The sequence below is a fragment of the Streptomyces sp. NRRL S-646 genome (assembly GCF_000720765.1).
GTDB lineage: Bacteria > Actinomycetota > Actinomycetes > Streptomycetales > Streptomycetaceae > Streptomyces.
In genome coordinates this window covers 359420-382955 of record NZ_JODC01000013.1, presented here as the reverse complement: position 1 = coordinate 382955, position 23536 = coordinate 359420, and the positions used below count along the sequence as shown (strand labels likewise).

22 protein-coding genes and 1 pseudogene are annotated in these 23536 nt (G+C 70.2%); 7 read left to right on the top strand and 16 right to left on the bottom strand.

Annotation, left to right across the window (positions count from 1 at the left end; genetic code table 11):
* Positions 1 to 42 precede the first annotated feature (42 nt).
* Entirely contained in the window at positions 43 to 747 is a 705-nt protein-coding gene (cseB, locus tag IH68_RS0133955; RefSeq protein ID WP_030942676.1) for a two-component system response regulator CseB, read from the top strand.
* On the top strand, positions 636 to 2111 hold the full coding sequence (cseC, locus tag IH68_RS0133950) for a two-component system sensor histidine kinase CseC (RefSeq protein ID WP_420719021.1): 1476 nt from the start codon (positions 636 to 638) through the stop codon (positions 2109 to 2111). Before cseB ends, cseC begins: the two co-directional genes overlap by 112 nt.
* Positions 2112 to 2416: 305 nt before the next feature.
* Here cseC and IH68_RS0133945 read toward each other — a convergent pair whose 3' ends face one another.
* Positions 2417 to 4000 carry an MDR family MFS transporter gene (locus tag IH68_RS0133945; protein WP_030942674.1) on the bottom strand — a complete coding sequence of 528 codons (1584 nt, stop codon included), beginning with the start codon at positions 3998 to 4000 and terminating at the stop codon, positions 2417 to 2419.
* A gap of 125 nt (positions 4001 to 4125) precedes the next feature.
* Between IH68_RS0133945 and IH68_RS0133940 the strand changes: the two genes are divergently transcribed.
* Entirely contained in the window at positions 4126 to 4722 is a 597-nt protein-coding gene (locus IH68_RS0133940) for a TetR/AcrR family transcriptional regulator (protein ID WP_030942672.1), read from the top strand.
* Positions 4723 to 4736: 14 nt separating this feature from the next.
* Here IH68_RS0133940 and IH68_RS0133935 read toward each other — a convergent pair whose 3' ends face one another.
* The gene (locus IH68_RS0133935) at positions 4737 to 5420 is read right to left on the bottom strand and encodes a M23 family metallopeptidase (protein ID WP_030942670.1); all 684 of its coding nucleotides are present in this window, start codon (positions 5418 to 5420) and stop codon (positions 4737 to 4739) included.
* Positions 5421 to 5868: 448 nt separating this feature from the next.
* Here IH68_RS0133935 and IH68_RS0133930 point away from each other — a divergent pair, with 448 nt between their 5' ends.
* Positions 5869 to 6468, top strand: a complete 600-nt coding sequence (locus IH68_RS0133930; protein WP_030942669.1) for an HAD family acid phosphatase — start codon at positions 5869 to 5871, stop codon at positions 6466 to 6468.
* Positions 6469 to 6536: 68 nt separating this feature from the next.
* Here the strand turns inward: IH68_RS0133930 and IH68_RS0133925 are convergent, their stop codons facing one another.
* Complete coding sequence (locus IH68_RS0133925; protein ID WP_030942668.1) at positions 6537 to 9062, bottom strand: ATP-dependent Clp protease ATP-binding subunit; 2526 nt, start codon at positions 9060 to 9062, stop codon at positions 6537 to 6539.
* Positions 9063 to 9492: 430 nt separating this feature from the next.
* On the opposite strand from IH68_RS0133925, the gene IH68_RS0133920 reads away from it, so the two are divergent.
* Positions 9493 to 10104 (top strand): SCO3374 family protein, encoded by a 612-nt coding sequence (locus tag IH68_RS0133920; RefSeq protein WP_030942667.1) that lies wholly within the window; start codon positions 9493 to 9495, stop codon positions 10102 to 10104.
* 26 nt (positions 10105 to 10130) lie between these two features.
* On the opposite strand, the gene IH68_RS0133915 is transcribed toward IH68_RS0133920, so the two are convergent.
* The 10 genes from IH68_RS0133915 to IH68_RS0133870 all read right to left on the bottom strand — a co-directional run bounded on the left by IH68_RS0133915 (position 10131) and on the right by IH68_RS0133870 (position 18366).
* Positions 10131 to 10466 (bottom strand): histone-like nucleoid-structuring protein Lsr2, encoded by a 336-nt coding sequence (locus IH68_RS0133915; protein ID WP_030942666.1) that lies wholly within the window; start codon positions 10464 to 10466, stop codon positions 10131 to 10133.
* A 273-nt stretch (positions 10467 to 10739) separates the two neighbouring features.
* Positions 10740 to 11291 (bottom strand): amino-acid N-acetyltransferase, encoded by a 552-nt coding sequence (locus tag IH68_RS0133910; RefSeq protein ID WP_030942665.1) that lies wholly within the window; start codon positions 11289 to 11291, stop codon positions 10740 to 10742.
* 9 nt (positions 11292 to 11300) lie between these two features.
* Positions 11301 to 11732 carry a BlaI/MecI/CopY family transcriptional regulator gene (locus tag IH68_RS0133905; RefSeq protein ID WP_078912735.1) on the bottom strand — a complete coding sequence of 144 codons (432 nt, stop codon included), beginning with the start codon at positions 11730 to 11732 and terminating at the stop codon, positions 11301 to 11303.
* 156 nt (positions 11733 to 11888) lie between these two features.
* Positions 11889 to 12068 (bottom strand): hypothetical protein, encoded by a 180-nt coding sequence (locus IH68_RS0133900; RefSeq protein ID WP_030942641.1) that lies wholly within the window; start codon positions 12066 to 12068, stop codon positions 11889 to 11891.
* A 73-nt stretch (positions 12069 to 12141) separates the two neighbouring features.
* The gene (locus IH68_RS0133895) at positions 12142 to 12801 is read right to left on the bottom strand and encodes a hypothetical protein (protein ID WP_030942639.1); all 660 of its coding nucleotides are present in this window, start codon (positions 12799 to 12801) and stop codon (positions 12142 to 12144) included.
* A gap of 129 nt (positions 12802 to 12930) precedes the next feature.
* A complete protein-coding gene (locus IH68_RS0133890; protein WP_030942637.1) occupies positions 12931 to 13728 on the bottom strand; it encodes a type III pantothenate kinase in 798 nt (265 codons plus the stop codon).
* A gap of 9 nt (positions 13729 to 13737) precedes the next feature.
* The gene (gene nadC, locus IH68_RS0133885) at positions 13738 to 14715 is read right to left on the bottom strand and encodes a carboxylating nicotinate-nucleotide diphosphorylase (RefSeq protein WP_030942635.1); all 978 of its coding nucleotides are present in this window, start codon (positions 14713 to 14715) and stop codon (positions 13738 to 13740) included.
* Positions 14716 to 14720: 5 nt separating this feature from the next.
* A complete protein-coding gene (locus IH68_RS0133880) occupies positions 14721 to 16442 on the bottom strand; it encodes an L-aspartate oxidase (RefSeq protein ID WP_030942633.1) in 1722 nt (573 codons plus the stop codon).
* Positions 16439 to 17440 carry a pantoate--beta-alanine ligase gene (gene panC / locus IH68_RS0133875; protein ID WP_030942631.1) on the bottom strand — a complete coding sequence of 334 codons (1002 nt, stop codon included), beginning with the start codon at positions 17438 to 17440 and terminating at the stop codon, positions 16439 to 16441. The genes IH68_RS0133880 and panC overlap by 4 nt, the downstream gene beginning before the upstream one ends.
* Positions 17437 to 18366: a Rossmann-like and DUF2520 domain-containing protein gene (locus IH68_RS0133870; RefSeq protein WP_030942629.1), complete on the bottom strand. Its 930-nt coding sequence runs from the start codon at positions 18364 to 18366 to the stop codon at positions 17437 to 17439. Before IH68_RS0133870 ends, panC begins: the two co-directional genes overlap by 4 nt.
* A gap of 185 nt (positions 18367 to 18551) precedes the next feature.
* Here IH68_RS0133870 and IH68_RS50450 point away from each other — a divergent pair.
* Positions 18552 to 19768 (top strand): annotated as a pseudogene (locus tag IH68_RS50450) (threonine aldolase family protein).
* Positions 19769 to 19790: 22 nt separating this feature from the next.
* On the opposite strand, the gene IH68_RS0133860 reads toward IH68_RS50450, so the two are convergent.
* Positions 19791 to 20006, bottom strand: coding sequence for a hypothetical protein (locus IH68_RS0133860; RefSeq protein ID WP_030942627.1), 216 nt, complete (start codon positions 20004 to 20006; stop codon positions 19791 to 19793).
* 158 nt (positions 20007 to 20164) lie between these two features.
* Here IH68_RS0133860 and IH68_RS0133855 point away from each other — a divergent pair, with 158 nt between their 5' ends.
* Positions 20165 to 21268: a DUF5937 family protein gene (locus tag IH68_RS0133855; protein ID WP_030942625.1), complete on the top strand. Its 1104-nt coding sequence runs from the start codon at positions 20165 to 20167 to the stop codon at positions 21266 to 21268.
* A 228-nt stretch (positions 21269 to 21496) separates the two neighbouring features.
* On the opposite strand, the gene IH68_RS0133850 is transcribed toward IH68_RS0133855, so the two are convergent.
* Both IH68_RS0133850 and IH68_RS0133845 read right to left on the bottom strand, forming a co-directional pair.
* On the bottom strand, positions 21497 to 22168 hold the full coding sequence (locus IH68_RS0133850) for a response regulator transcription factor (RefSeq protein ID WP_030942624.1): 672 nt from the start codon (positions 22166 to 22168) through the stop codon (positions 21497 to 21499).
* A 97-nt stretch (positions 22169 to 22265) separates the two neighbouring features.
* Positions 22266 to 23465, bottom strand: a complete 1200-nt coding sequence (locus IH68_RS0133845) for a sensor histidine kinase (RefSeq protein ID WP_030942622.1) — start codon at positions 23463 to 23465, stop codon at positions 22266 to 22268.
* Between the last annotated feature and the right edge of the window lie 71 nt (positions 23466 to 23536).

The following is a 23536-nucleotide window of genomic DNA, read 5'->3' as shown; positions in this document are numbered from 1 at the left end:
AGTGCGTACGCCACGACCGACACGAGAACTGAGAGCAGCGGGATGGCAGACCAGACCCATGTCCTGTTCGTCGAGGACGACGACGTCATCCGCGAGGCCACCCAGCTCGCCCTGGAGCGGGACGGCTTCGCGGTCACCGCGATGCCCGACGGGCTGTCCGGCCTGGAGGCGTTCCGGGCCAACCGCCCCGACATCGCGCTGCTAGACGTCATGGTCCCCGGCCTGGACGGGGTCAGCCTGTGCCGCCGTATCCGCGACGAGTCGACCGTGCCGGTGATCATGCTGTCCGCGCGGGCCGACTCGATCGACGTCGTGCTGGGCCTTGAGGCGGGCGCCGACGACTACGTGACCAAGCCGTTCGACGGCGCCGTGCTGGTCGCGCGCATCCGTGCGGTGCTGCGGCGCTTCGGGCACGCCAGCGGCGGCGACCGGGCGGACGAGGCCCCTGCCGAGGTGGCCGGCGGGGTGCTGAGCTTCGGCGACCTGGAGATCGACACCGAAGGCATGGAGGTGCACCGGGCCGGGCAGCCGGTGGCGCTGACACCGACCGAGATGCGACTCCTCCTGGAGTTCTCCTCCGCGCCGGGCACCGTCCTGTCGCGCGACAAACTGCTGGAGCGGGTGTGGGACTACGGCTGGGGCGGGGACACGCGCGTGGTGGACGTCCACGTGCAGCGACTGCGTACGAAGATCGGCCAGGACCGGATCGAGACGGTCCGCGGCTTCGGCTACAAGTTGAAGGCCTGAGCGAGGACACCAGGAACATGCGGGGGATCTTCCGACGCCCGGCCACTGCGCACGCCGCAGAGGGCACGGGCATGCGCACGGGCCTCAGATGGAAACTCAGCGCGGCCATCGCACTGGTCGGCGCGCTGGTGGCGATCGCACTGAGCCTGGTCGTGCACAACGCGGCCCGGGTCTCGATGCTGGACAACGCACGCGACCTCGCGGACGAACGCATCCGGATCGCGCAGCGCAACTACGAGAGCCCGAGCCGGACCCTCTTCCCCAACATCAAGATCGACGACCCGCAGCTGCCTTCGGCGCTGCGGGCGAAGGTCGAGGAGAGCCGGCGGGCGACATATGTGACCGACCGACCGGGCGGCGCGCCGGACATCTGGGCCGCCGTGCCGGTCAAGGACGGGCATGTGCTGTCGCTGCACACCGGTTTCACCGACCGCAGCACGGACATCCTCAAGGACCTCGACCAGGCCCTGGTGATCGGCTCCATCGCGGTCGTCCTCGGCGGCAGTGCGCTGGGCGTGCTCATCGGCGGCCAGCTCTCACGCCGGCTGCGCAAGGCGGCGGCCGCCGCGAACCAGGTCGCCAGGGGCGAGTCGGACGTACGGGTACGGGACGCCATCGGCGGGGTCGTACGGGACGAGACCGACGACCTGGCGCGCGCGGTGGACGCCATGGCGGACACGCTGCAGCAGCGGCTGGAGGCCGAGCGCCGGGTCACCGCGGACATCGCGCACGAGCTGCGCACCCCGGTGACGGGCCTGCTGACGGCGGCCGAACTGCTTCCGCCGGGCCGCCCGACGGAGCTGGTCCTGGACCGCGCGAAAGCCATGCGCACCCTGGTCGAGGACGTCCTGGAGGTGGCCCGCCTCGACAGTGCCTCCGAGCGGGCCGAGCTGCAGGACATCCTGCTCGGCGAGTTCGTCACCCGACGGGTGGCGGCGAAGGACCCGGCCGTCGAGGTGCGGGTGGTGCACGAGTCGATGCTCACGACCGACCCGCGCCGCCTGGAACGCGTGCTGTTCAACCTGCTGGCGAATGCGGCGAGGCACGGCAAACCGCCGATCCAGGTCACCGTCGAGGGCCGCGTCATCCGGGTCCGAGACCACGGCCCCGGCTTCCCCTCCGACCTCCTCGCCGACGGCCCGAGCCGCTTCCGCACGGGCAGCGCCGACCGCGCGGGCCACGGCCACGGCCTCGGCCTCACGATCGCCGCCGGCCAGGCACGTGTCCTGGGCGCCCGCCTGACCTTCCGCAACGTACGCCCGGCGGGCGCACCGGATCACGTACCGGCGGAGGGCGCGGTGGCAGTGCTGTGGCTGCCGGAGCATGCGCCCACGAACACGGGCAGTTACCCGATGCTGCCGTAGGAACTCCGGGGCCAGGCATCGTTCCCAGGGAGAGGCCCACGGCGAGCCGCCACGGCACCTTCCAGCCCGCATCTTCCAGCCCGTCCGGCGTTCGAAGACGCGGCGAGCGGCCTCTTCCAGCCCGTCCGGCGTTTGAGGACGAGGCCGTTCAGGCCGATGGGGGGTCCAGGGGGCACAGCCCCCTGGCGGGGTCGAAGGGGCGGAGCCCCTGGGGACGGGACGGGTAGGGGCGGCGGGGGCGAGGAAACAAGAAGAAGGCCCCCCGGGGCGGACACCGACCGGGGAGCCTTCAGCTCACTCGCAGATCAGACGGCCTCAACGATCGGCGCCTGCGCCACCGCCTCCGCCTCGTCCCCTGACTTGGGCGCAGCCGGCCCCGTCCCCCGCAGCGCAACCTCCTTCACGAAGACCGCCGCCACCAGCGCGCCCACGGCCACCACAGCCCCCAGCAGGAAGGCGGAGTGCGTACCCGCGGACACCGCGTGCTGGTACGCGTCCCGCACCTCGACCGGCAGCTTCGCCAGGCTCTTGGCGTCCAGCGCCGCCGACTTCTCGGTGATCTTCGCTCCCAGCCCCCCGGCCCGCTCGGCCATGACGTGCTGGACCCGGTTGTTGAACAGCGCGCCCATGATCGCGACGCCGAAGGACGAGCCGAGCGTACGGAACAGGGTGGTCGAGGAGGACGCGACACCCATGTCCTTCATCTCCACGCTGTTCTGCGCGACCAGCATGGTGATCTGCATCAGGCAGCCCATGCCGAGCCCCACGACCGCCATGAACACACCGGACGTGAACCGCGAGGTGCCGGTGTCCATCGTGGACAGCAGATAGAGCCCGACGGTCATCAGGACGCTGCCGACGACCGGGAACACCTTGTACTTGCCGGTGTTGGTGGTCACCCGCCCCGCCACCATCGAGGTGACCAGCATCGCGCCGAGCATGGGCAGCAGCAGCAACCCGGAGTTGGTCGCGGACGCGCCCTGCACGGACTGCTGGTACAGCGGCAGGTACAGCGTCGCACCGAACATCACGAAGCCGGTGATGAAGCCGATGACCGACATCAGCGTGAAGTTGCGGCTGCGGAAGATGTGCAGCGGCACGATCGGCTCCGCGGCCTTCGTCTGCCAGAACACGAACCCGATGAGGGCGGCGACGCCGATCCCGATGAGCTCCATGATCCGCGCGGACGTCCAGGCGTACTCCGTGCCGCCCCAGGTGGTGACCAGCACGGTCGAGGTGATGCCGACGGTCAGCAGCGCCACACCGAGGTAGTCGATGCCCGCCTTGGCCCGCTTCTTCGGCAGATGCAGCACGGCACTGATCAGACCGAGCGACACCACGCCGAGCGGCAGGTTGATGTAGAACGACCAGCGCCAGCCCCAGTTGTCGGTGATGGTGCCGCCGACCAGCGGGCCGCCGATCATCGCGAGCGCCATGACGCCGGCCATCATGCCCTGGTACTTGCCGCGCTCCCGCGGCGGTATCAGGTCACCGATGATCGCCATGACACCGACCATCAGACCACCCGCGCCGAGTCCCTGGATCGCGCGGAAACCGATCAGCTCGCCCATGTTCTGGGCCATGCCGCTGAGCGCGGAGCCGATCAGGAAGATCACGATCGACGTCATGAAGGCGCCCTTGCGCCCGTACATGTCGCCGAGCTTGCCCCAGATCGGGGTGGAGGCGGCGGTCGCGAGCGTGTACGCCGTGACCACCCAGGACAGATGCTCGAGTCCGCCGAGGTCGCCCACGATGGTCGGCATCGCGGTGCCCACGATCATGTTGTCGAGCATCGCGAGCATCATGGTGATCATGAGCGCGAGCAGCACGACCCGTACGCTCTTCGGCTGTTTGTCCGGCTTCGTCTCGACCGTCTGCGTGTCCGCCATCGTCCCCACTCCCCTGGGTATTTCCCCCCGGTCGGCCACTTACTTGCCGCCCGGCTAGTTGACTACACTGGGAAGGTAGACCCGTAACTAGCCGGGCGTCAAGTAAGTTTCTCGGGAGTGCGAGGATGGGCGGCACCATGGACGGCACCAAGCAGCAGCGCCGCGGAGACACCCGCCAGCGCATTCAGGACGTGGCGCTCGAACTCTTCGCGGAGCAGGGCTACGAAAAGACGTCGTTGCGCGAGATCGCCGAGCACCTCGACGTCACCAAGGCGGCGCTGTACTACCACTTCAAGACGAAGGAAGAGATCCTCGTCAGCATCTTCGAGGACCTCTCACAGCCGATCGTGGAACTGATCGAGTGGGGCAGGCAACAGCCGCAGTCGCTGGAGACCAAGCACGAGATCATCCGTCGCTACAGCGACACCCTGGCGGGCGCGACCCCGCTCTTCCGCTTCATGCAGGAGAACCAGGGCACGGTGAAGGAACTGCGCATCGGCGAGACGTTCCGCAACCGCATGATGGGCATGCGCGACATCCTCATCGACCCGGACGCCGAGCTGATCGACCAGGTGCGCTGCGTCAGCGCGATGTTCACGCTGCATGCCGGGATGTTCGCGCTGGGCGACATCGAGGGCGACCCCGAGGACAAGCGCAAGGCGGTCCTGGAGGTCGCCACCGACCTGGTGACGCGGGCGCATGAGGCCACCCACCCGTCCTAGGTGCTCAGCGCGCCTCAGACGGTCACACCCTTGGTGCGCAGGAAGGCGACCGGGTCGACGGCCGACCCGTAGTTCGCCGTCGTACGGATCTCGAAGTGCAGGTGCGGGCCACTGGAGTTACCGGTGTTCCCGGACCGGGCTATGTGCTGGCCGGTGGCGACGACCTGGCCGATCCTGACGTCGATCCGCGACAGATGGGCGTACTGCGAGTAGGTCCCGTTGCCGTGCCTGATCACGATGGCGTTGCCGTACGCGGGCCCGTCACCGGCGCCGTTGCCGCCGGCCTTGACGACGGTGCCGCCGTGCGCGGCGACGACGTCCGTGCCGCTCGCCACCGCGAAGTCCTGCCCGCTGTGGGTGGACTGCCACATGCCGCCGGCCTGGTTGAAGCTGGCGGAGAGCCGGTACTTCTTCACCGGGTGCATCCAGGAGGCGGCCTTCCTGGCGGCAGCGGCCTTGGCGGCCGCCTTCTTGGCAGCGGCCGTCTGAGCGGCCTTCTTCGCGCTCGCGGCGGCCTTGGCCTGCGCGGCGGCCTGCGCCTTGACGGCGCTCGCCGCACTGGAGGCGGAGGTGGCATCGGCGGCGGCCGCGACCCCTGCGCCCAGCACGACCGACATTCCCAGACCGGCGGCCAGGACGGCCGCACGGCTGCGCAGCAGGGACGTACGGGAAGAGCGGGACGTGACACGCGAAGACATAAGAACCTCTGTGGTCGGGGGCAGAGAAAACCACCCGACGCACAAGCGGCCACCGGATGGACCATCCCTTGGTAACCCCGGGACCCGCGAAGCCCAAAACCTGTGATCTACGACGTAAGCTAGTACTTCATCCCAAAACTTCCCCCTTCTTGACACAGCTCCAATAACGGACGAATCAATACTTGACGGATGAATTGCCCCTGAGGTTCCAGGAAAGGGACCCTTTTCCAATCCCCTCGGGCGGCCCACTACCCGCGCTAGTACCGGCCGGATGACCTGTGCGTCTTGTCACCGCCCAGCAAGATCCACCCGCTCCACGAAACAACCGTCATGTGACGCACATCTCTGGCCACTTACCGCCCAGTAACCCTACGGTTCCCCTCACGCCACCCTCGGCGCCGAACATGCACAAGACAACGGCATACGGACGTGAGAGGACCCCCCACCCATGACAAGCCGACGCCCCTGGGCGCTCCGCGCAGTGGTCACCGCAGTCTCAGCATCTGCCCTCCTGACCCTGGCCACCCCCGCCGACGCGGCGACGAGCACAGCGGACGTCGATTACGCGACCTGGCAGAAGGACTGCCAGACGGTGATGGACCAGGCCCTGCCGTACCTGAAGGAGCGGATCGCCGCGGCCCGGCCGGGCCAGAAGCAGGCGATCGTCTTCGACATCGACAACACCACGCTGGAGACGGACTTCGGCTTCAGCTTCCCGCAGCCGGCCAACAAGCCCGTCCTGAACGTCGCTCAGTACGCCCAGGAGCACGGCGTCTCGCTCTTCTTCGTCACCGCCCGCCCGGGCATCATCTACGCGCCCACCGAGTGGAACCTGGAGCACGACGGCTACGACGTCTCCGGTCTCTACGTCCGCGGCCTGTTCGACCTGTTCAAGGACGTCGCCGCCTACAAGACCTCCCAGCGCGTCGACATCGAGAACAAGGGCTACGACATCATCGCGAACATCGGCAACAGCGCCACCGACCTCTCGGGGGGCCACGCCGACAAGACCTTCAAACTCCCGGACTACAACGGGCAGTTGTCGTAACCGCGGGCAGACATGACGAAGGGGCCGGTGCTCGAAAGCACCGGCCCCTTCTGGCGTCGCCGTGAGGCCTACGCCTCCTTGCTCAGGTTCGGACCGGCACCGCCGGCCGCCTGCTCGATCGGCGGGACGTCGGGCAGCGCCGACTTCTCCTCGCCGCGGAAGGTGAAGGTCTGGGTCTCGCCCTCGCCCTCGGTGTCCACGACCACGATGTGACCGGGACGCAGCTCACCGAAGAGGATCTTCTCGGAGAGCGTGTCCTCGATCTCGCGCTGGATGGTGCGGCGCAGCGGCCGCGCACCCAGCACCGGGTCGTAACCCTTCTTCGACAGCAGCTCCTTGGCGGACTGGGAGAGCTCGATGCCCATGTCCCGGTCCTTCAGGCGCTCGTCCACCTTGCTGATCATCAGGTCGACGATCGCGAGGATGTCGGCCTGGGTCAGCTGCGGGAAGACGACCACGTCGTCCACGCGGTTGAGGAACTCGGGGCGGAAGTGCTGCTTGAGCTCGTCCGAGACCTTGTTCTTCATGCGCTCGTAGTTGGACTTGGTGTCACCCTGCGCCGCGAAGCCCAGGTTGAAGCCCTTGGAGATGTCCCGGGTGCCGAGGTTGGTCGTCATGATGATGACCGTGTTCTTGAAGTCCACGACCCGGCCCTGGGAGTCGGTCAGGCGACCGTCCTCCAGGATCTGCAGCAGCGAGTTGAAGATGTCCGGGTGGGCCTTCTCGACCTCGTCGAAGAGGACGACCGAGAACGGCTTGCGGCGGACCTTCTCGGTCAGCTGGCCGCCCTCTTCGTAGCCCACGTATCCGGGCGGGGAACCGAAGAGACGCGACACCGTGTGCTTCTCGCTGAACTCCGACATGTCGAGGGAGATCAGCGCGTCCTCGTCACCGAAGAGGAACTCCGCGAGCGCCTTGGACAGTTCGGTCTTACCGACACCGGAGGGGCCGGCGAAGATGAACGAACCACCGGGACGCTTCGGGTCCTTCAGACCGGCACGCGTACGACGGATCGCCTTCGACAGCGCCTTGACGGCGTCGACCTGGCCGATGACCCGCTTGTGGAGCTCGTCCTCCATGCGCAGCAGACGCGAGGACTCCTCCTCGGTCAGCTTGAAGACCGGGATGCCGGTGGCGGTCGCGAGGACCTCGGCGATCAGCTCGCCGTCGACCTCGGCGACGACGTCCATGTCGCCGGCCTTCCACTCCTTCTCCCGCTTGGCCTTGGCGGCCAGGAGCTGCTTCTCCTTGTCGCGGAGGGAAGCGGCCTTCTCGAAGTCCTGCGAGTCGATCGCGGACTCCTTGTCGCGGCGCACGCCCGCGATCTTCTCGTCGAACTCACGCAGGTCCGGCGGCGCGGTCATCCGGCGGATGCGCATCCGGGAGCCGGCCTCGTCGATCAGGTCGATCGCCTTGTCCGGCAGGAAGCGGTCCGAGATGTACCGGTCGGCCAGGGTGGCGGCCTGGACCAGCGCCTCGTCGGTGATGGAGACGCGGTGGTGGGCCTCGTACCGGTCGCGCAGACCCTTGAGGATCTCGATCGTGTGCGGCAGGGACGGCTCGGCGACCTGGATGGGCTGGAAGCGGCGCTCGAGGGCCGCGTCCTTCTCCAGGTGCTTGCGGTACTCGTCCAGCGTGGTCGCACCGATGGTCTGCAGCTCACCACGGGCCAGCATCGGCTTCAGGATGGAAGCCGCGTCGATGGCGCCCTCGGCGGCACCCGCACCGACCAGCGTGTGGAGCTCGTCGATGAACAGGATGATGTCGCCGCGGGTGCGGATCTCCTTGAGGACCTTCTTCAGGCGCTCCTCGAAGTCACCGCGGTAGCGGGAACCGGCGACCAGCGCGCCGAGGTCCAGGGTGTAGAGGTGCTTGTCCTTGAGGGTCTCGGGCACCTCGCCCTTGACGATGGCCTGGGCGAGGCCCTCGACGACGGCGGTCTTGCCGACGCCGGGCTCACCGATCAGGACCGGGTTGTTCTTGGTACGGCGGGACAGCACCTGCATGACCCGCTCGATCTCCTTCTCGCGCCCGATGACCGGGTCGAGCTTGGACTCACGAGCGGCCTGGGTGAGGTTCCGGCCGAACTGGTCGAGGACCAGGGACGTCGAGGGCGTGCCCTCGGCAGGCCCGCCGGCGGCGGCGGTCTCCTTGCCCTGGTAACCGGAGAGCAGCTGGATGACCTGCTGCCGCACCCGGTTGAGATCTGCGCCCAGCTTGACCAGGACCTGGGCGGCGACGCCCTCGCCCTCACGGATCAGGCCGAGCAGGATGTGCTCCGTGCCGATGTAGTTGTGGCCCAGCTGAAGGGCCTCGCGGAGCGACAGCTCCAGGACCTTCTTGGCACGGGGGGTGAAGGGGATGTGCCCGGACGGGGCCTGCTGCCCCTGCCCGATGATCTCCTCCACCTGCTGGCGGACCGCCTCGAGCGAAATCCCGAGGCTCTCAAGGGCCTTGGCGGCGACACCCTCACCCTCGTGGATCAGGCCCAGGAGGATGTGCTCGGTGCCGATGTAGTTGTGGTTGAGCATCCGGGCTTCTTCCTGAGCCAGGACGACAACCCGCCGCGCGCGGTCGGTGAACCTCTCGAACATCGTTAATCGCTCCTCAGAGCGGTCAGGCAGTGGGGGGAACTTCCCCTCCCTGTCCTTCCGCAGCTTAGTCCCGCAAGCGGGGACCGCTCATTCCAACTGCCGACACCGTCGATGGCCTCCTGACCCGTGACGCCGACATCTGCTCCAACCCGATGGTGCGAGACGATGTTCCCGCAGGCCAGGTGGTTACCCTCACCATCAGTACGCCGATGGCGAACGTGAGACCACCTTGCCTGCGTGTCGCCCCCTCCCACTAGGGATGTCTTACCCGCTGGGACTGACACTCCATGCCGCGCGCACCGGTTCCCTCCGCTATGGGCGAACAACCTTGCGCCACCCCGCACCCCCGCACGCCCCTTTTTTCGGCACTCTGCGCATCCGTCAGGACACCCAGCGTAACTTGCAAGCTCTTCGGGCGGTTGCCCTTGGCATGGTTGGCAGCCTCTCCACGGTCCCGCTCCCCCGTCGGCCGCTCGATCCGGGCGATCGGGTCAGCCGGTTCTACGAGAACGAACTGGGCTGGGCGACAGTGCCCGCGCGCGCGGGCAGCTCCGGATCTCCGGTACGGCTCCGCTTGGGCGACCGCTTCGACGTCCTGGACGTCCCGGCCGAGGCGGGCCGGGCGGGCCTGCGCCATCTCGCGCCGGCCTCTCCGGTGGCCGTACAGGGGGACCGGATGCGGCTGCTGGTGGCCGCGGGCAGCGCGGAGGAACTGCCGGGGCTGCTGGACTGGCTGGAGTGGGGCGCGCTGACGCTCGATCTGAGGGCGCTCGGCGCAGGCTGCGTCATGGACGCGCCGCTGCCGCCCGGAGCGCAGTCGGCCGGTGTACGGCCGGTGGGCCGCTCGGGCGTGCAGGGGGCCGCCGTATGGCTGCGGCCCCCCGAGCCGGGGTGCGCGGTCGAGGCCTCGCTGCCGACGCTGTCGGCCGTGAGGGGCGGTGGGGGCGCCCCCGATCTCGTGCGACTTGTGGACACGGTGGCAACGCAGTGCCACCGGCTGCGGCTGCGGCGCGCGTGCGCCCAGCCGTTGGCCCTGCCGTAGACCAGCGATCTGCCGTGGACCAGCGATCAGGCGTTGGCCTTCTCGTAGGCCTCGCGGATGGACGCGGGGACGCGGCCGCGGTCGTTGACCTCGTAACCGTTCTCCTTCGCCCATGCGCGGATCTGCGCGGTGTCCTGGCTGCCACCGGAAGCGGCACGGGCCTTTCCGCGGCCGCCCGAAGCGCGGCCTCCGGTACGACGACCACCCTTCACGTAAGGCTCGAGAAGGCCACGGAGCTTGTCCGCATTGGCAGTCGTGAGATCGATCTCGTAAGTCTTGCCGTCCAACGCGAACGTGACGGTCTCATCCGCCTCGCCGCCGTCGATGTCATCGACAAGAAGGACCTGAACCTTCTGTGCCACCGGATTTCCTTTCATCCATAACTCGAGGGCCGGGGGCCTGCGGCGTCCGCCGTTTCGCCGTCCCCTGTTATATGCAGTACTGCAGTACGTCGGAAAGCAAACCGCTTTTGAGGGAAAAACACAAACCCCTTGGAGAGACTGAGCGAGAGACCGAGCGCGAGACGCCGTGCGGGGCCGACTGCCGGGCAGAGAGCCACTCCGTCCGGAAACATACGCGTTTCGGACATAGGGAACCGGGGCAACGGCGACGGAATACGTCTCGGTGATCGGCGATCACAGATGCAGAAGCATCCGGCTGTTGCCCAAGGTGTTCGGTTTCACCCGTTCGAGACCCAGGAACTCTGCTACGCCTTCGTCATAGGAACGCAGTAGCTCCGCGTAGACATCGGTGTCGACAGGTGTCTCGCCGATCTCGACGAAGCCGTGCTTGGCGAAGAAGTCCACTTCGAAGGTCAGACAGAAAACGCGACGAACGCCCAGCCAGCGCGCGGTGTGCAGCAACTTCTCCAGCAACTGGTGCCCGACACCGGCGCCCTTCAGGCCGGGCTTCACCGCGAGAGTGCGGACTTCCGCGAGGTCTTCCCACATCACGTGCAGCGCGCCGCAGCCGACCACCTCGGCGTTGTCGTCGCGTTCGGCGACCCAGAACTCCTGGATGTCCTCGTAAAGGGTCACCGTCGCTTTGTCGAGCAGGATGCGGCCGCGTACGTACGTGTCAAGGAGACGGCGCACGGCCGGGACATCGCTGGTGCGGGCCCGCCGGACAGTGATGGCTTTAGCGCTGACTTCGGGGCCTTCGGGACCTTCGGGACTCTCTGCTGACATGAGCGGACGCTATCGCCCGTCGTCCTCCTGTGCCGACCCGGGGTTCTCGCCGGCGGTATCGCTGCCGGTATCCGGGGCCGCTTCGGGTGTTTCCGGCCCTTGGACGATGCGCACGGCGTCACTGAGGGCCCCTCGCTGTTCATCGCTCATCATCCCGAAGAAGGCGACGAGAGCGGCTGCGGGGTTGTCGCTCTGCGACCAGGCGTCGTTCATCAGAGCGGCCGCGTAGGCGGCCCTGGTGGAGACCGCCTCATATCGATAGGCCCGGCCTTCCGCCTCGCGGCGTACCCAGCCCTTCTGATGGAGATTGTCCAAAACGGTCATCACCGTGGTGTACGCGATGGACCGTTCCTGCTGAAGGTCTTCCAGGACTTCTCGAACGGTCACCGGGCGGTTCCACTTCCACACCCGCGTCATGACCGCGTCTTCGAGTTCTCCCAATGGGCGAGGCACACCTCAGCACAATAGTGGGAGAACTCCCCATTGGCGCCCCGGACGGGCACTTTCACTGTCAAACGGCAACAAAAGGGGCGTACGGCTCGAAGGCGCGGGCACGCGCGGGAGCCGTACGCCGATGGGGCGTCGTCGGGGAGGAACTCAGCCGTCGGTCCTGGCGGGGCCCTGCCGGGCCCCCTCCGCGTGCGCGATGGCGGCGTCGACGGCCGCGTCCTCCTTGGCCTTGTTGGCCCCGCCCTGGGTCTTCACGATCACCCTGATCACGCCGATGAAGAACACGGCCATGACGACCGGGGGCACAAGCGCGGAGACGTAGTCCATGCGTCCAGGGTAGCCACGGGGTGGCGGGGCGGGCGGGGCGGGGTTGGGGTGGTTCCGGACGGTTCGGGCCCGGTCAGCCGGCGGCGAGGTGCCGGGGCGGGTTGGAGCCGGACGGCGGGGTCGGCTTGCGGCGCGGGAAGACCTCGCCCGGGGTGGGGATCGGACGGGCCGGTTTCGGGGCGGCCGGCGCGGGGGCCGGCTTGGGTGCGGCCGGCTTCTCGGCGGGCTTCTTCTCGGGCTTCCTGGCGGGGTCCCGCTCGACGTCCGGCCCGAGATGCTCACCGGCGCCCTTGAGGCCGCCCTGGAGGGCCGTGAGGCGGTTGCGGGCGGCAGGGACGGTCGGGGCTGCCGCGCGGGCCGGGTCGCGCGTGAGGCGGGCGCGTACGTCCTGCTCGGCGAGCATCCGGCAGCGGCCCAGCAGGACGGAGGCGGCCGGGTTGCCGCGCAGCGCCCGGAGGGCGGCGAGGTCGTCGGGGTCCGGGCGGTACCCGGCGCCCAGCGCCTCCTCGAGGAGGACGAGGTAGTCGGCGGTGGTTCCGGGCAGGGCGGCGCGGTAGCGCGCGAGGTCGGCCACCAGGAAGGCACGCAGTCTGGCGCCCTCGCGCATCGCCTCGTCGAGCGACTCGGCGAGGCGGAGGCAGTCCTGGACGTCCCCGGCAGGAGTGGGGCCTGGCTGAAGGGCGAGGGCGAGGGCGCGGCGGAGCACACGCAGCTCCTCCACGCCGAACGCCATGCCGCCGCGTGATCCGTATGGCGTGGGCATGCGGCGACGATACGCGCTAATCAGACAAATTCGACATATTTCGCAATAGGGGGTGGGTGTGGCGTGGCCGAGCCACCCGGTTGGGCCGTGAGGCCGGCCTCACATGCGCGCCACGTTCCGCTCGTACACCAGCCGCAGCCCGACCAGGGTCAGCCAGGGCTCGTGCTCGTCGATCACCGACGACTCGCCCAGCACCATCGGTGCCAGCCCGCCGGTCGCGATCACCGTCACGTCGTCCGGGTCCTCCGCCAGCTCCCGCGCCATGCGGCTCACGACCCCGTCGACCTGTCCGGCGAACCCGTAGATGATCCCGGACTGCATCGCCTCGACCGTGTTCTTGCCGATCACGCTCCGCGGCCGGGCCACCTCGATCTTCCGCAGCTGTGCACCCCGCACGCCGAGCGCCTCGACGGAGATCTCGATACCGGGCGCGATGACGCCGCCGATGTACTCCCCGCGCGCGGAGACGGCGTCGAACGTCGTGGCCGTACCGAAGTCCACGACGATCGCCGGGCCGCCGTACAGCTCGACCGCCGCCACCGCATTGATGATGCGGTCGGCGCCGACCTCCTTGGGGTTGTCGGTCAGGATCGGCACGCCCGTCTTCACGCCCGGCTCCACCAGCACCGCGGGCACGTCGCCGTAGTACCGGCGCGTCACCTCACGCAGCTCGTGCAGCACGGACGGCACGGTCGCGCAGATCGCGATCCCGTCGATGCCGTCGCCCAGTTCGTCGCCGAGCAGCGGGTGCATGCCCATCAGGCCCTGCAGCAGCACCGCCAGCTCGTCCGCCGTGCGGCGCGCGTCGGTGGAGATGCGCCAGTGCTCGACGATGTCGTCCCCGTCGAAGAGACCCAGGACGGTGTGCGTGTTCCCTACGTCGATCGTCAGCAGCATGGCCGGTACCTACTCCGCCGCTCGCAGGTCGAGGCCGATGTCGAGGATCGGCGAGGAGTGGGTCAGGGCTCCTACGGCGAGGTAGTCGACCCCGGTGTCGGCGTACGCCTTCGCGTTCTCCAGGGTGAGCCGGCCCGACGCCTCCAGGGCTGCACGGCCGTGCACGAGGGCCACCGCCTCCTCGCACTCGCCGGGCGTGAAGTTGTCCAGGAGGATCAGGTCGGCGCCGGCGTCCACGACCTCGCGCAGCTGGTGCAGCGTGTCGACCTCGACCTCGATCGGGACGTCCGGGAAGGCCTCCCGTACGGCCTTGAAGGCCTGCGCGACACCGCCCGCGGCGACCACGTGGTTGTCCTTGACCAGGGCCGCGTCCGACAGCGACATGCGGTGGTTGACGCCGCCGCCGCAGCGGACCGCGTACTTCTCCAGGGAGCGCAGCCCAGGCGTCGTCTTGCGGGTGTCACGCACGCGTGCCTTCGTGCCCTCGAGAAGGTCCGTCCACGCGCGCGTGGCGGTCGCGATGCCCGACAGACGGCACACCAGGTTGAGCGCGCTGCGCTCGGCGGTGAGCAGGTCACGGGTGCGCGTGGTGACCGACAGGAGCTTCTGCCCGGCCGCCACCCGGTCGCCGTCCTCGACGTGCCGCTCGACCTCGAACTCGTCCGTGCAGACCACCGAGATCACCGCTTCGGCGACCCTGAGGCCGGCCACGACGCCCGCCTCGCGCGCGGTGAAGTCGGCGGTGGCGACGGCCTCCTCGGGGATGGTCGCGACGGTCGTCACGTCCACACCGTGGTCGAGGTCCTCCTGGATGGCGAGATTGGCGATGTCCTCGACCTCCACGGGGTCGAGTCCGGCGTCGGCCAGGAGCTGCGCGAGCGCGGGGTCGAGCCCGCACTCCAGGTACTCCGCGTCGGCTTCAGCGCCACAGGCACAGCCGTCGCCGCAGCCTCCGGTCGAGGCGAGGGGAAGGTCGGGGGTGCTCACTTCTGTCACTGCTCCTGGGGACGGTGCTGCTGCCGGGTCGGGGGGAAGTCTGGGGTGTCCGTGGTGTGTACGGCCAGCGTCCGGTCGGGATTGAGCCGTACGACGATGTGGCGCCGCCACGCGGTGTCGTCGCGCTCGGCGCGGTCCTCGCGCCAGTGGCAGCCGCGGGTCTCCTCGCGCAGCAGGGCGGCGGCGACCAGGACGCGGGCCACGCACAGGAGGTTGGTGGCCTCCCAGGTGTCGACGCCGGGCTCGGACGTCTTGCCGTTCTCGTCGAGGGCGTCGCGGGCCTCGGTGTGCAGCTGCTGGAGCTGTTCGGCGGCCTTGGCCAGGGAGTCGCCGGAGCGCAGGACGCCCGCTCCGTCCGTCATGATCCGCTGGATCGCGAAACGGTCCTCGGGGGCGAGGAGCGGGTGCGCGGGCACCTCGGGGTGCTCGACCGGTTCGGGCACGCGCGCGTGGAGACCGTTCTCCGCGTGCGCGGCGACGATGTCCTCCGCGATGCGCTCGGCGTAGACGAGGCCTTCGAGGAGCGAGTTGGAGGCGAGGCGGTTGGCGCCGTGCACGCCGGTGCAGGCGACCTCTCCGCACGCGTACAGGCCGGGGACGGTCGTGCGGCCCTGGGAGTCCGTGCGGACGCCGCCGGAGGCGTAGTGGGCCGCCGGGGCGATCGGGATGGGATCGGTGACCGGGTCGATGCCGTGGGCGCGGCAGGCGGCGAGGATCGTCGGGAAGCGGTGCTCCCACATGTCGGCGCCGAAGTGCCGGGCGTCCAGGAACATGTGCCCGGCGTCCTGCTCCTGCATGCGGCGCATGATGCCCTTGGCGACGATGTCCCGGGGGGCGAGCTCGGCCAGTTCGTGCCGGCCCAGCATGAAGCGCACGCCGTCGGCGTCGACCAGGTGCGCGCCCTCGCCCCGCACGGCCTCGGAGACCAGGGGCTGCTGGCCCTCCGCGCCGGCGCCCAGGAACAACACCGTGGGGTGGAACTGCACGAACTCCAGGTCGGAGACCTCCGCGCCCGCGCGCAGGGCGAGCGCCACGCCGTCGCCGGTGGACACCGAGGGGTTGGTGGTCGCGGAGAACACCTGGCCCATGCCGCCGGTCGCGAGGACGACCGAGGGGGCGTGCACGGCGCCCACGCCGTCGTGCTGGCCCTCGCCCATGACGTGCAGGCTCACGCCCGCCGTGCGGCCGTCGGGATCCGTCAGCAGGTCCAGCACGAGCGCGTTCTCGATCATGCGCACACCACGCGCTCGTGCCGCCTCGACGAGCGCCCGGGAGATCTCCGCGCCGGTCGCGTCGCCACCGGCGTGCGCGATGCGCCGGCGGTGGTGGCCGCCCTCGCGGGTGAGCTGCAGGTCGCCCTCTTCGGACTCGTCGAAGTGCGCGCCGGTCGCGATGAGGCGGCGCACGGCGTCCGGGCCCTCGGTGACGAGGATGCGTACGGCGGCCTCGTCGCACAGGCCTGCGCCCGCCACCAGGGTGTCGTCCAGGTGCTGTTCGGGGGTGTCGCCCTCGCCGAGGGCGGCGGCGATGCCGCCCTGCGCCCAGCGGGTGGAGCCGTCGTCGAGGCGGGCCTTGGTGACCACGACCGTCTTCAGGCCGGCGGCCTCGCAGCGCAGGGCGGCGGTGAGGCCGGCGACGCCGGAGCCGACGACCACCACGTCCGCGGCGATGGACCACCCGGGGGCGGGCGCGTGCAGTCGTATGCCTGTGCTGGTCACGAGGCGGCTCCGGGGGTTCCGAATACGAGTGGGATGTTGTCGATCAGGCGGGTCGTCCCGACCCTGGCGGCGACGGCGAGGACGGCCTCGCCGGTGAAGTCGTCGTCGATCTCGGTGAAGTCGGACGGGTCGACGAGGGCCAGATAGTCCAGTTCGAGCGGCGGCGACAGCCGCGCTGCATCGTCGAGGATCAGCCGGGCGGCCGCGCGGACGGCCGTCGGGGCACCCGGGAGTGCCTTCGCGACGGCGTGCGCGTCGGCGGCCGCGCGGGACTCCCCTATGGCGCTGAGCGCCTCGGCGCGCGCGTGCGTGGCGGGCACTTCGCGGGCCCGTGCGCGCAGCGCCTCCTGGGCCGCGTGCCGGTCGCTGCCCGCGAACAGCGCGCGGGAGAGGCTGAGCGCCGTGCGCCGCTGTTCGGGCGAGAGGTAGCGGTTGCGGCTGGAGAGGGCGAGGCCGTCCTCCTCGCGCACGGTGGGCACGCCGACGATCTCCACGCCGAAGTTCAGGTCCCGCACCATGCGGCGGATCAGGGCGAGCTGCTGGGCGTCCTTCTGGCCGTAAAGGGCGAGGTCGGGGCGGGTGAGGTGCAGCAGCTTGGCGACGACGGTGAGCATGCCGTCGAAGTGGCCGGGCCTCGATGCGCCCTCCAGACGCGTCCCCATGGGGCCCGCGGTGATGCGGACCTGGGGTTCGCCGCCGGGGTAGACCTCGTCCACGGAGGGCGCGAACACGGCGTCCGCGCCGGACAGTTCGGCGAGCTTGAGGTCGGTGTCCAGGGTGCGCGGGTAGCGGTCGAGGTCCTCGCCCGCGCCGAACTGCAGGGGGTTCACGAAGACGGTGACGACGACCTCGCCGTCCGGCCCGGCGAGCTCGCGCGCGGTGCGGATCAGCGTCGCGTGGCCCTCGTGCAGGGCGCCCATGGTCATCACCACGGCGCGGCGGCCGGTACGCGTGCGTGCGTGCAGTTCGTCGGCGGTGCGCAGCAGCGTGGTGGTCATCGGGCGTCTCCCTCGGCGCCGTTGGTCCCGGTGGCGAGTACCCCGAGGAGGTCCTCGGCGAGCTCCGGCTTCAGCAGCCCGTGGGCGAGCGCGCGGTCGGCGGTCGCGCGGGCCATCGCCAGATAGCCGGCGACGGTCTGCGGGGCGTACTTGCGCAGCTCTGCGACGTGCGCGGCGACCGTGCCGGCGTCCCCGCGCGCGACGGGGCCGGTCAGGGCCGCGTCGCCGGAGCGCAGGGCGTTGTCGAGGGCGGCGCCGAGCAGCGGGCCGAGCATCCGGTCGGGGGCCGCGACGCCTGCCTCGCGCAGCAGCTCCATGGCCTGGGCGACCAGCGTGACCAGGTGGTTCGCGCCGAGCGCGAGCGCCGCGTGGTACAGCGGGCGCATCTCCTCGGCGATCCACTCCGGTTCGCCGCCCATCTCGATCACGAGGGCCTCGGCGGCCAGCCGCAGCTGCTCGGGCGCCGTGACCCCGAAGGAGCACCCGGCGAGGCGCTGGACGTCCACATGCGTGCCCGTGAACGTCATCGCCGGATGCAGGGCCAGCGGCAGCGCACCCGCGCGCAGGGCGGGATCCAGGACCTTGGCGCCGTACCGCCCGGAGGTGTGCACGAGCAGCTGCCCCGGCCGTACGGCACCGGTCTCGGCGAGCCCCTCCACCAGGGCGGGCAGGGTGTCGTCCGGGACGGTCAGCAGGACCAGGTCGGCGCGCTCCAGGACCTCGGCGGGCGGCACCATCGGCACGTCGGGGAGCATCTCCGCGGCGCGCCTCCTGGAGGCGTCGGAGACTCCGGAGACGGCCACCGGACGGTGCCCGGCGAGCTGGAGGGAGGCGGCCAGCGCGGGGCCCACACGACCGGCGCCGACGACGCCTACGGTGAGCCGCGCGGGGCGGTCCCTGGGGTCTGGCTGTTGGCTTGTACTCACGCGACGGCGGCCTTCCCGTTCCAGTCCGCTCCGGGTACCGGACGATTTCTCGTCATGTTAACGCGATCGGTTCGAAGGGCGTCCGGTTGTCCACAGGCTGTGGGTTACGCCACGGCGCCGGCGCAGGGGAAAGCCTGTGGAAATCCGAGTGCTCGCCCGGACCCGCGCCAGGCATGATCCGAGGCATGAGCGATGCGGCGCAGCAGGTCGAGCGGCACTCCGACCCGACATCGGACGAAGACCAGATATCAGACGAAGAGCGGCGCAAGCGACGCCGCAAGCGACGCATCGGCGCACACCGGAGCGCGGAGCGCGTCCTCGCACGCCCCGGTTTCCTCGGCACGCTCCGGGGCGCCTGGCGCTGCTGGACGGCGCGCAGGATCTGTACGACCTGGACGAGCCGGCGGACATGTACGGCAACGGCGTCGTCGAGGCCCTGGAGGAGAAGGTCACCGGACTGCTCGGCAAGGAGGCCGCCGCGTTCTTCCCGACGGGCACGATGGCCCAGCAGGTGGCGCTGCGCTGCTGGGCGGGCCGCACCGGCAACCCCACCGTCGCCCTGCACGCCCTGGCCCACCCCGAGGTGCACGAGCGGAACGCGTTCAGCCAGGTCAGCGGGTTGCGTCCGGTCCGGGTGACGAGCGGGCCCAAGCTGCCGACCGCCGACGAGGTACGCGACTTCGAGGAGCCCTTCGGGGCGTTGATGCTCGAACTGCCCCTCAGGGACGCCGGTTTCGTGCTGCCGTCCTGGGAGGAACTCACCGAGGTCGTGGCGGCCGCCCGCGAAAGGGACGCAGTCGTGCACTTCGACGGCGCACGCCTTTGGGAGTCCACCCTCCACTTCGGCCGCCCCCTGGACGAGATCGCGGACCTCGCGGACAGCGTCTATGTGTCCTTCTACAAGTCCCTCGACGGTTTCGGCGGCGCCGCACTGGCGGGCCCGAAGACCCTGGTCGACGAGGCGAAGACCTGGCGGCACCGCTACGGCGGCCAGATCTTCCAGCAGTTCCCGACGGTGCTGTCGGCCCTCGCCGGGCTGGAGCGCGAGCTGCCCCGGCTGCCCGGGTACGTCGCCCACGCGCGCGTGGTGGCCGATGCGCTGCGCGAGGGGTTCGCGGCGGCCGGGGTGCCCTGGATGCGCGTCCACCCCGAGGTGCCGCACACCAACGAGTTCCAGGTCTGGCTGCCGTACGACCCCGACGTCCTCGCGGAGGCCGCCGTCCGGCACGCAGAGGAGACGGGCACCCTCCTGTTCGCGGACGCCTGGGACCCGAAGGGCCCGGGTCTGGCCGTCACCGAGGTGTACGTCCGGGCCGCGGGCCTGGAGTGGACGGCCGACGACGTGAAGACGGCGGTCGCCGGGTTCGTGTCCCGGCTCACCGAGGAGGCCGGCAAGGCGTAAGCGGGCCTTACGGCGGGGGACTTCAGCAAGTAGAGCGCCGTCGCAGATGCAGCCACCGGCCCAGGGCCTGCCGTATCCGCCCGTGGGCCGGACGCCCGGCGACGACCGCACGGAACTGCCGGTGGTCGCGCACCTCACGGACGACCTGCCAGTCCTCGGCCCCGGGCGCGGGCGGGTCCGGCTCGCCCAGCTTCCGGGCCCGGTAGGTGTCGAGGAGGTACTGCTGCGTGATGCTCATGTCTGTTCGCCTTCGCGGGACGTGGAGACGGGAATTCGTGGGCTCCGCGGCTGCCCCGGTGCTCCCAGGCTGCGCCGCATCGGCCGTGAAGTCGCGTCGATTGACGGCCGCCGTCAATCGGCGCCGGCGTTGTCAGTGGCGGGGTGCACCATGAGGTCATGAGCGTGCACATCGACATCACGGGGCTGCGGCCGGAGAGGGTCGCCGTCGTCCCCTCACCCCTGGCCGAGCTCGGCATGGCGCTGCACGCGCTGTCCGAGCCGGGGCACCATCCCGGCCTGCAGGGCTGGGTGACGGGGGTGACGGCCCGGCTCGACTCCCACCTCGCCGACCGGATGTGCGAGGCCGACTTCCTGTGGCGGACGACGTTCTCGGACCTGTTCCTGCCGTACGCGGGCATCCCGGGCGGCGCCGCACTCCCCGGGGCCACGCTCGCCGAGGAGCTGGACCTGCTGGACAAGCTGACGGACGAGCAGTTCGTGGACGCGGCCCTGGAGTTCAGCTGCGCGATGCCCTACGGCGACGGGCCGAGCCCCCTCGTCGACGCCGGGCTGCGCCGACGCGCCCTGGAGCTGGCCGCCGCGCGGGGGCCGGGGCAGGTGCGGTTCAGCGAGCTGCTGCTGACCGATCCGCCCAGGATCCGGGGCTGGCTGCGCCAGTTCCTCCAGGACTGCGACGAGGCGTTCTTCGCGGAGGCCTGGTCCCGGCTGCGCCACCAGCTCACGGCGGACGCCCGCCACAAGACCGACCTCCTGCGCCGCAAGGGCCTGGCGGAAGCGCTGGCCGCGGTGTCCCCGGTGATCACGCTGGACGTGGCGGCCGAACGGATCACGGTCGACAAACTGAGCGTCGGCCGTACGGCCACGCTGGACGGCGGCCTCCTCCTCGTACCGACCAGCTTCGGCTGGCCCCACCTGTCCGTCCTGTACCGGCACGGCTGGCAGCCGGTGCTGCACTACCCGGTCGGCTCCCCCGAACTCGCCGCTCCGCCCTCCGTCGAGCAGCTGGCCCTGCGCATGACGGCCCTGTCCCACCCCGTCCGGATGCGCATCTGCCGCTATCTGGCCCGCAGCGCCTACACCACGAGCGAGCTGGCGCAGACGCAGGGCATGACGGCCCCGGAGATATCCCGGCACCTGAGCGTCCTGAAGAAGGCGGGCCTGGTCACCACGCGCCGCCGCGGCCGGTACGTCCAGCACCAGCTGGACATAGCGGTGGTGGCCCGGCTCGGCAGCGACTTCCTGGAAGGGATACTCCGCTAGGGCCTGTCGTTTGGATCAGGTCGGCTGTAGGGAACGGTGCCTTGAAGCCGCCCCGAGCGGGGTCATGGGGGTCCCCCCGCTCGAGCGAAGCCGAGAGTGGGGGAGTCGGCAACCGACGACAACGCCGCTGGGCGTCCCCCCACGCCCTTAAGGCAGTGGGGGAGTCCGTGCCAGACCCCGCGACGCCGAGCTGATCCAAACGAGAGGCCCTGGGGCCCGTACGGGCCGTCAGCCGTGCCCGCCCGCGCGCACCAGACCCGTCTCGTACGCCAGGACCACCACCTGCACCCGGTCCCGGAGCCCCAACTTGGTCAGGATGCGGCCCACATGGGTCTTCACGGTCGCCTCGGACAGCACCAGCCGGGCCGCGATCTCGCCGTTGGACAGGCCCTGCGCGACCAGGATCATGACCTCGCGCTCGCGTTCGGTGAGCCGCTCCAGCTCCTTGTGCCGGGGCTCCTTCCCGACGCTCGGCAGCATCGGCGCGAACCGGTCGAGCAGACGGCGCGTGGTCGACGGGGCAACCACCGCGTCGCCGCTGTGCACGGAGCGGATGGCGGTCAGGAGTTCGCCCGGCGGCACGTCCTTGAGCATGAAGCCGGAGGCGCCCGCCTTCAGCCCCGAGAAGGCGTACTCGTCGAGGTCGAAGGTGGTCAGGATCAGCACCTTCGGCGGCTCGGGCTCCGAGCAGATGCGGCGGGTGGTCTCCACGCCGTCCAGCTTCGGCATGCGGACGTCCATGAGCACCACGTCGACGGCGGTCGAGCGCAGCACCTGGAGGGCCTCGACGCCGTCCCCCGCCTCCGCGACGACCTCCATGTCCGGCTGGGCGGCGAGCACCATCCGGAACCCGGTGCGCAGCAGCACCTGGTCGTCGACGAGCATCACGCGGATCGTCATCGGGACCTCTTCCGTTCTCTTCCGTTGCGGCGGTTTCCGTTTGCGGGGTTGCTGTCTGCGGATCGTGACAGGTGTCAACGCGGGACGTACGTAGGCGTCAGTGTGCGGGTTTCAGCGGGAGCAGCGCACTGATCCGGAATCCGCCGCCGGGGCGCGGCCCCGCGTCCAGGGTGCCGCCGACCATACCGACCCGTTCGCGCATGCCGATCAGGCCGTGGCCCTGTCCGTCGGCGCCGCCCTCCTCATACAGCTCGTGCGGGGCGCCCTTGCCGTCGTCCTCGACGAGCAGGCCGAGGCCGTCGTCGAAGTAGACCAGCCGCACGCTGGCGCCCGCGTTCGGCCCGCCGTGCTTGCGCGTGTTGGTCAGCGCCTCCTGCACGATGCGGTACGCGGTGAGCTCGACGCCGCTGGGCAGCGGGCGCGGGGTGCCCTCGACCTTGAAGTCGACGGGCAGGCCGGAGGTGCGGCACTGCTCGATCAGCTCGTCGATCTGGTCGACGTCGGGCTGCGGAACGTACTCGCCGACCTCCTGGTGCTCGCCGGTGCGCAGCACGCCAAGCAGGCGGCGCATCTCGGCGAGGGCCTGGCGGCCGGTGGAGGAGATGGTCTCCAGGGCCTTCTTGGCCTGGTCGGGCGCGGCGTCCAGGACATAGGCGGCGCCGTCGGCCTGCACCACCATCACCGACACGTTGTGCGCGACGACGTCGTGCAACTCGCGGGCGATCCGGGCGCGTTCGGCCGCGACCGCGACCTTGGACTGCGCCTCCCGCTCCTTCTCCAGCCGGGCGGCGCGCTCCTCCAGCTGCGCGAAGTAGGCGCGGCGGGTGCGGATGGAGTCCCCGAGCACCCAGGCGAGCGCGAAAGGCACGGTCAGGAAGACCGCCTTCGCGGCATTGCCCAGGGCGCTCCCGTCCAGCGGCCAGCGCATCTGCGCCATCGGCGCCGCACACAGCCCCACGGCCAGCGCGAGCCAGGAGGCCCATCGGGGAGATGTCGCGGCCACTGTGTAGACGATCACCAGCATGGCGAAGTCGGCGGCCATCGTCTGGACGTTCAGCACCAGCTGCGCCACGCCGAGCCCGATCGTCAGCAGCAGCATCTTCTCCGGCATGCGCCGGCGCAGCGCGATCACCAGGCACAGCAGAAACGCGATCGGAACGATCAGCGCCGGGGAGTCGGTGCCCCGGACCGCCGAACTGGCGGTTCCGCTCAGCAGCGAGATCCCGAACAGGAAGACGGCCCAGAAGGTGTCGACCCCTGTCGGGTGTCTGCGGAGGAAGTCATAGAGGCGCTGCACGTAACCCAGCGTAGGGAAGCCAGATGCGTGCAGGGGTCAACCGGAGGACCGATCCGCGCCCGGCGCACATA

Excerpts from the sequence above, each read along its gene's own strand:
- IH68_RS0133945 (WP_030942674.1), bottom strand. The coding sequence starts at position 4,000 with ATGGCGGACACGCAGACGGTCGAGACGAAGCCGGACAAACAGCCGAAG.
- IH68_RS0133850 (WP_030942624.1), bottom strand. The coding sequence starts at position 22,168 with ATGACGATCCGCGTGATGCTCGTCGACGACCAGGTGCTGCTGCGCACC.
- IH68_RS0133895 (WP_030942639.1), bottom strand. The coding sequence starts at position 12,801 with ATGGCGTTCGGCGTGGAGGAGCTGCGTGTGCTCCGCCGCGCCCTCGCC.
- IH68_RS0133930 (WP_030942669.1), top strand. The coding sequence starts at position 5,869 with ATGACAAGCCGACGCCCCTGGGCGCTCCGCGCAGTGGTCACCGCAGTC.
- IH68_RS0133935 (WP_030942670.1), bottom strand. The coding sequence starts at position 5,420 with ATGTCTTCGCGTGTCACGTCCCGCTCTTCCCGTACGTCCCTGCTGCGC.
- panC (WP_030942631.1), bottom strand. The coding sequence starts at position 17,440 with ATGACCACCACGCTGCTGCGCACCGCCGACGAACTGCACGCACGCACG.
- IH68_RS0133925 (WP_030942668.1), bottom strand. The coding sequence starts at position 9,062 with ATGTTCGAGAGGTTCACCGACCGCGCGCGGCGGGTTGTCGTCCTGGCT.
- IH68_RS0133860 (WP_030942627.1), bottom strand. The coding sequence starts at position 20,006 with ATGAGCATCACGCAGCAGTACCTCCTCGACACCTACCGGGCCCGGAAG.
- cseB (WP_030942676.1), top strand. The coding sequence starts at position 43 with ATGGCAGACCAGACCCATGTCCTGTTCGTCGAGGACGACGACGTCATC.
- IH68_RS0133910 (WP_030942665.1), bottom strand. The coding sequence starts at position 11,291 with ATGTCAGCAGAGAGTCCCGAAGGTCCCGAAGGCCCCGAAGTCAGCGCT.
- IH68_RS0133855 (WP_030942625.1), top strand. The coding sequence starts at position 20,165 with ATGAGCGTGCACATCGACATCACGGGGCTGCGGCCGGAGAGGGTCGCC.
- IH68_RS0133900 (WP_030942641.1), bottom strand. The coding sequence starts at position 12,068 with ATGGACTACGTCTCCGCGCTTGTGCCCCCGGTCGTCATGGCCGTGTTC.
- IH68_RS0133890 (WP_030942637.1), bottom strand. The coding sequence starts at position 13,728 with ATGCTGCTGACGATCGACGTAGGGAACACGCACACCGTCCTGGGTCTC.
- IH68_RS0133920 (WP_030942667.1), top strand. The coding sequence starts at position 9,493 with ATGGTTGGCAGCCTCTCCACGGTCCCGCTCCCCCGTCGGCCGCTCGAT.
- IH68_RS0133940 (WP_030942672.1), top strand. The coding sequence starts at position 4,126 with ATGGGCGGCACCATGGACGGCACCAAGCAGCAGCGCCGCGGAGACACC.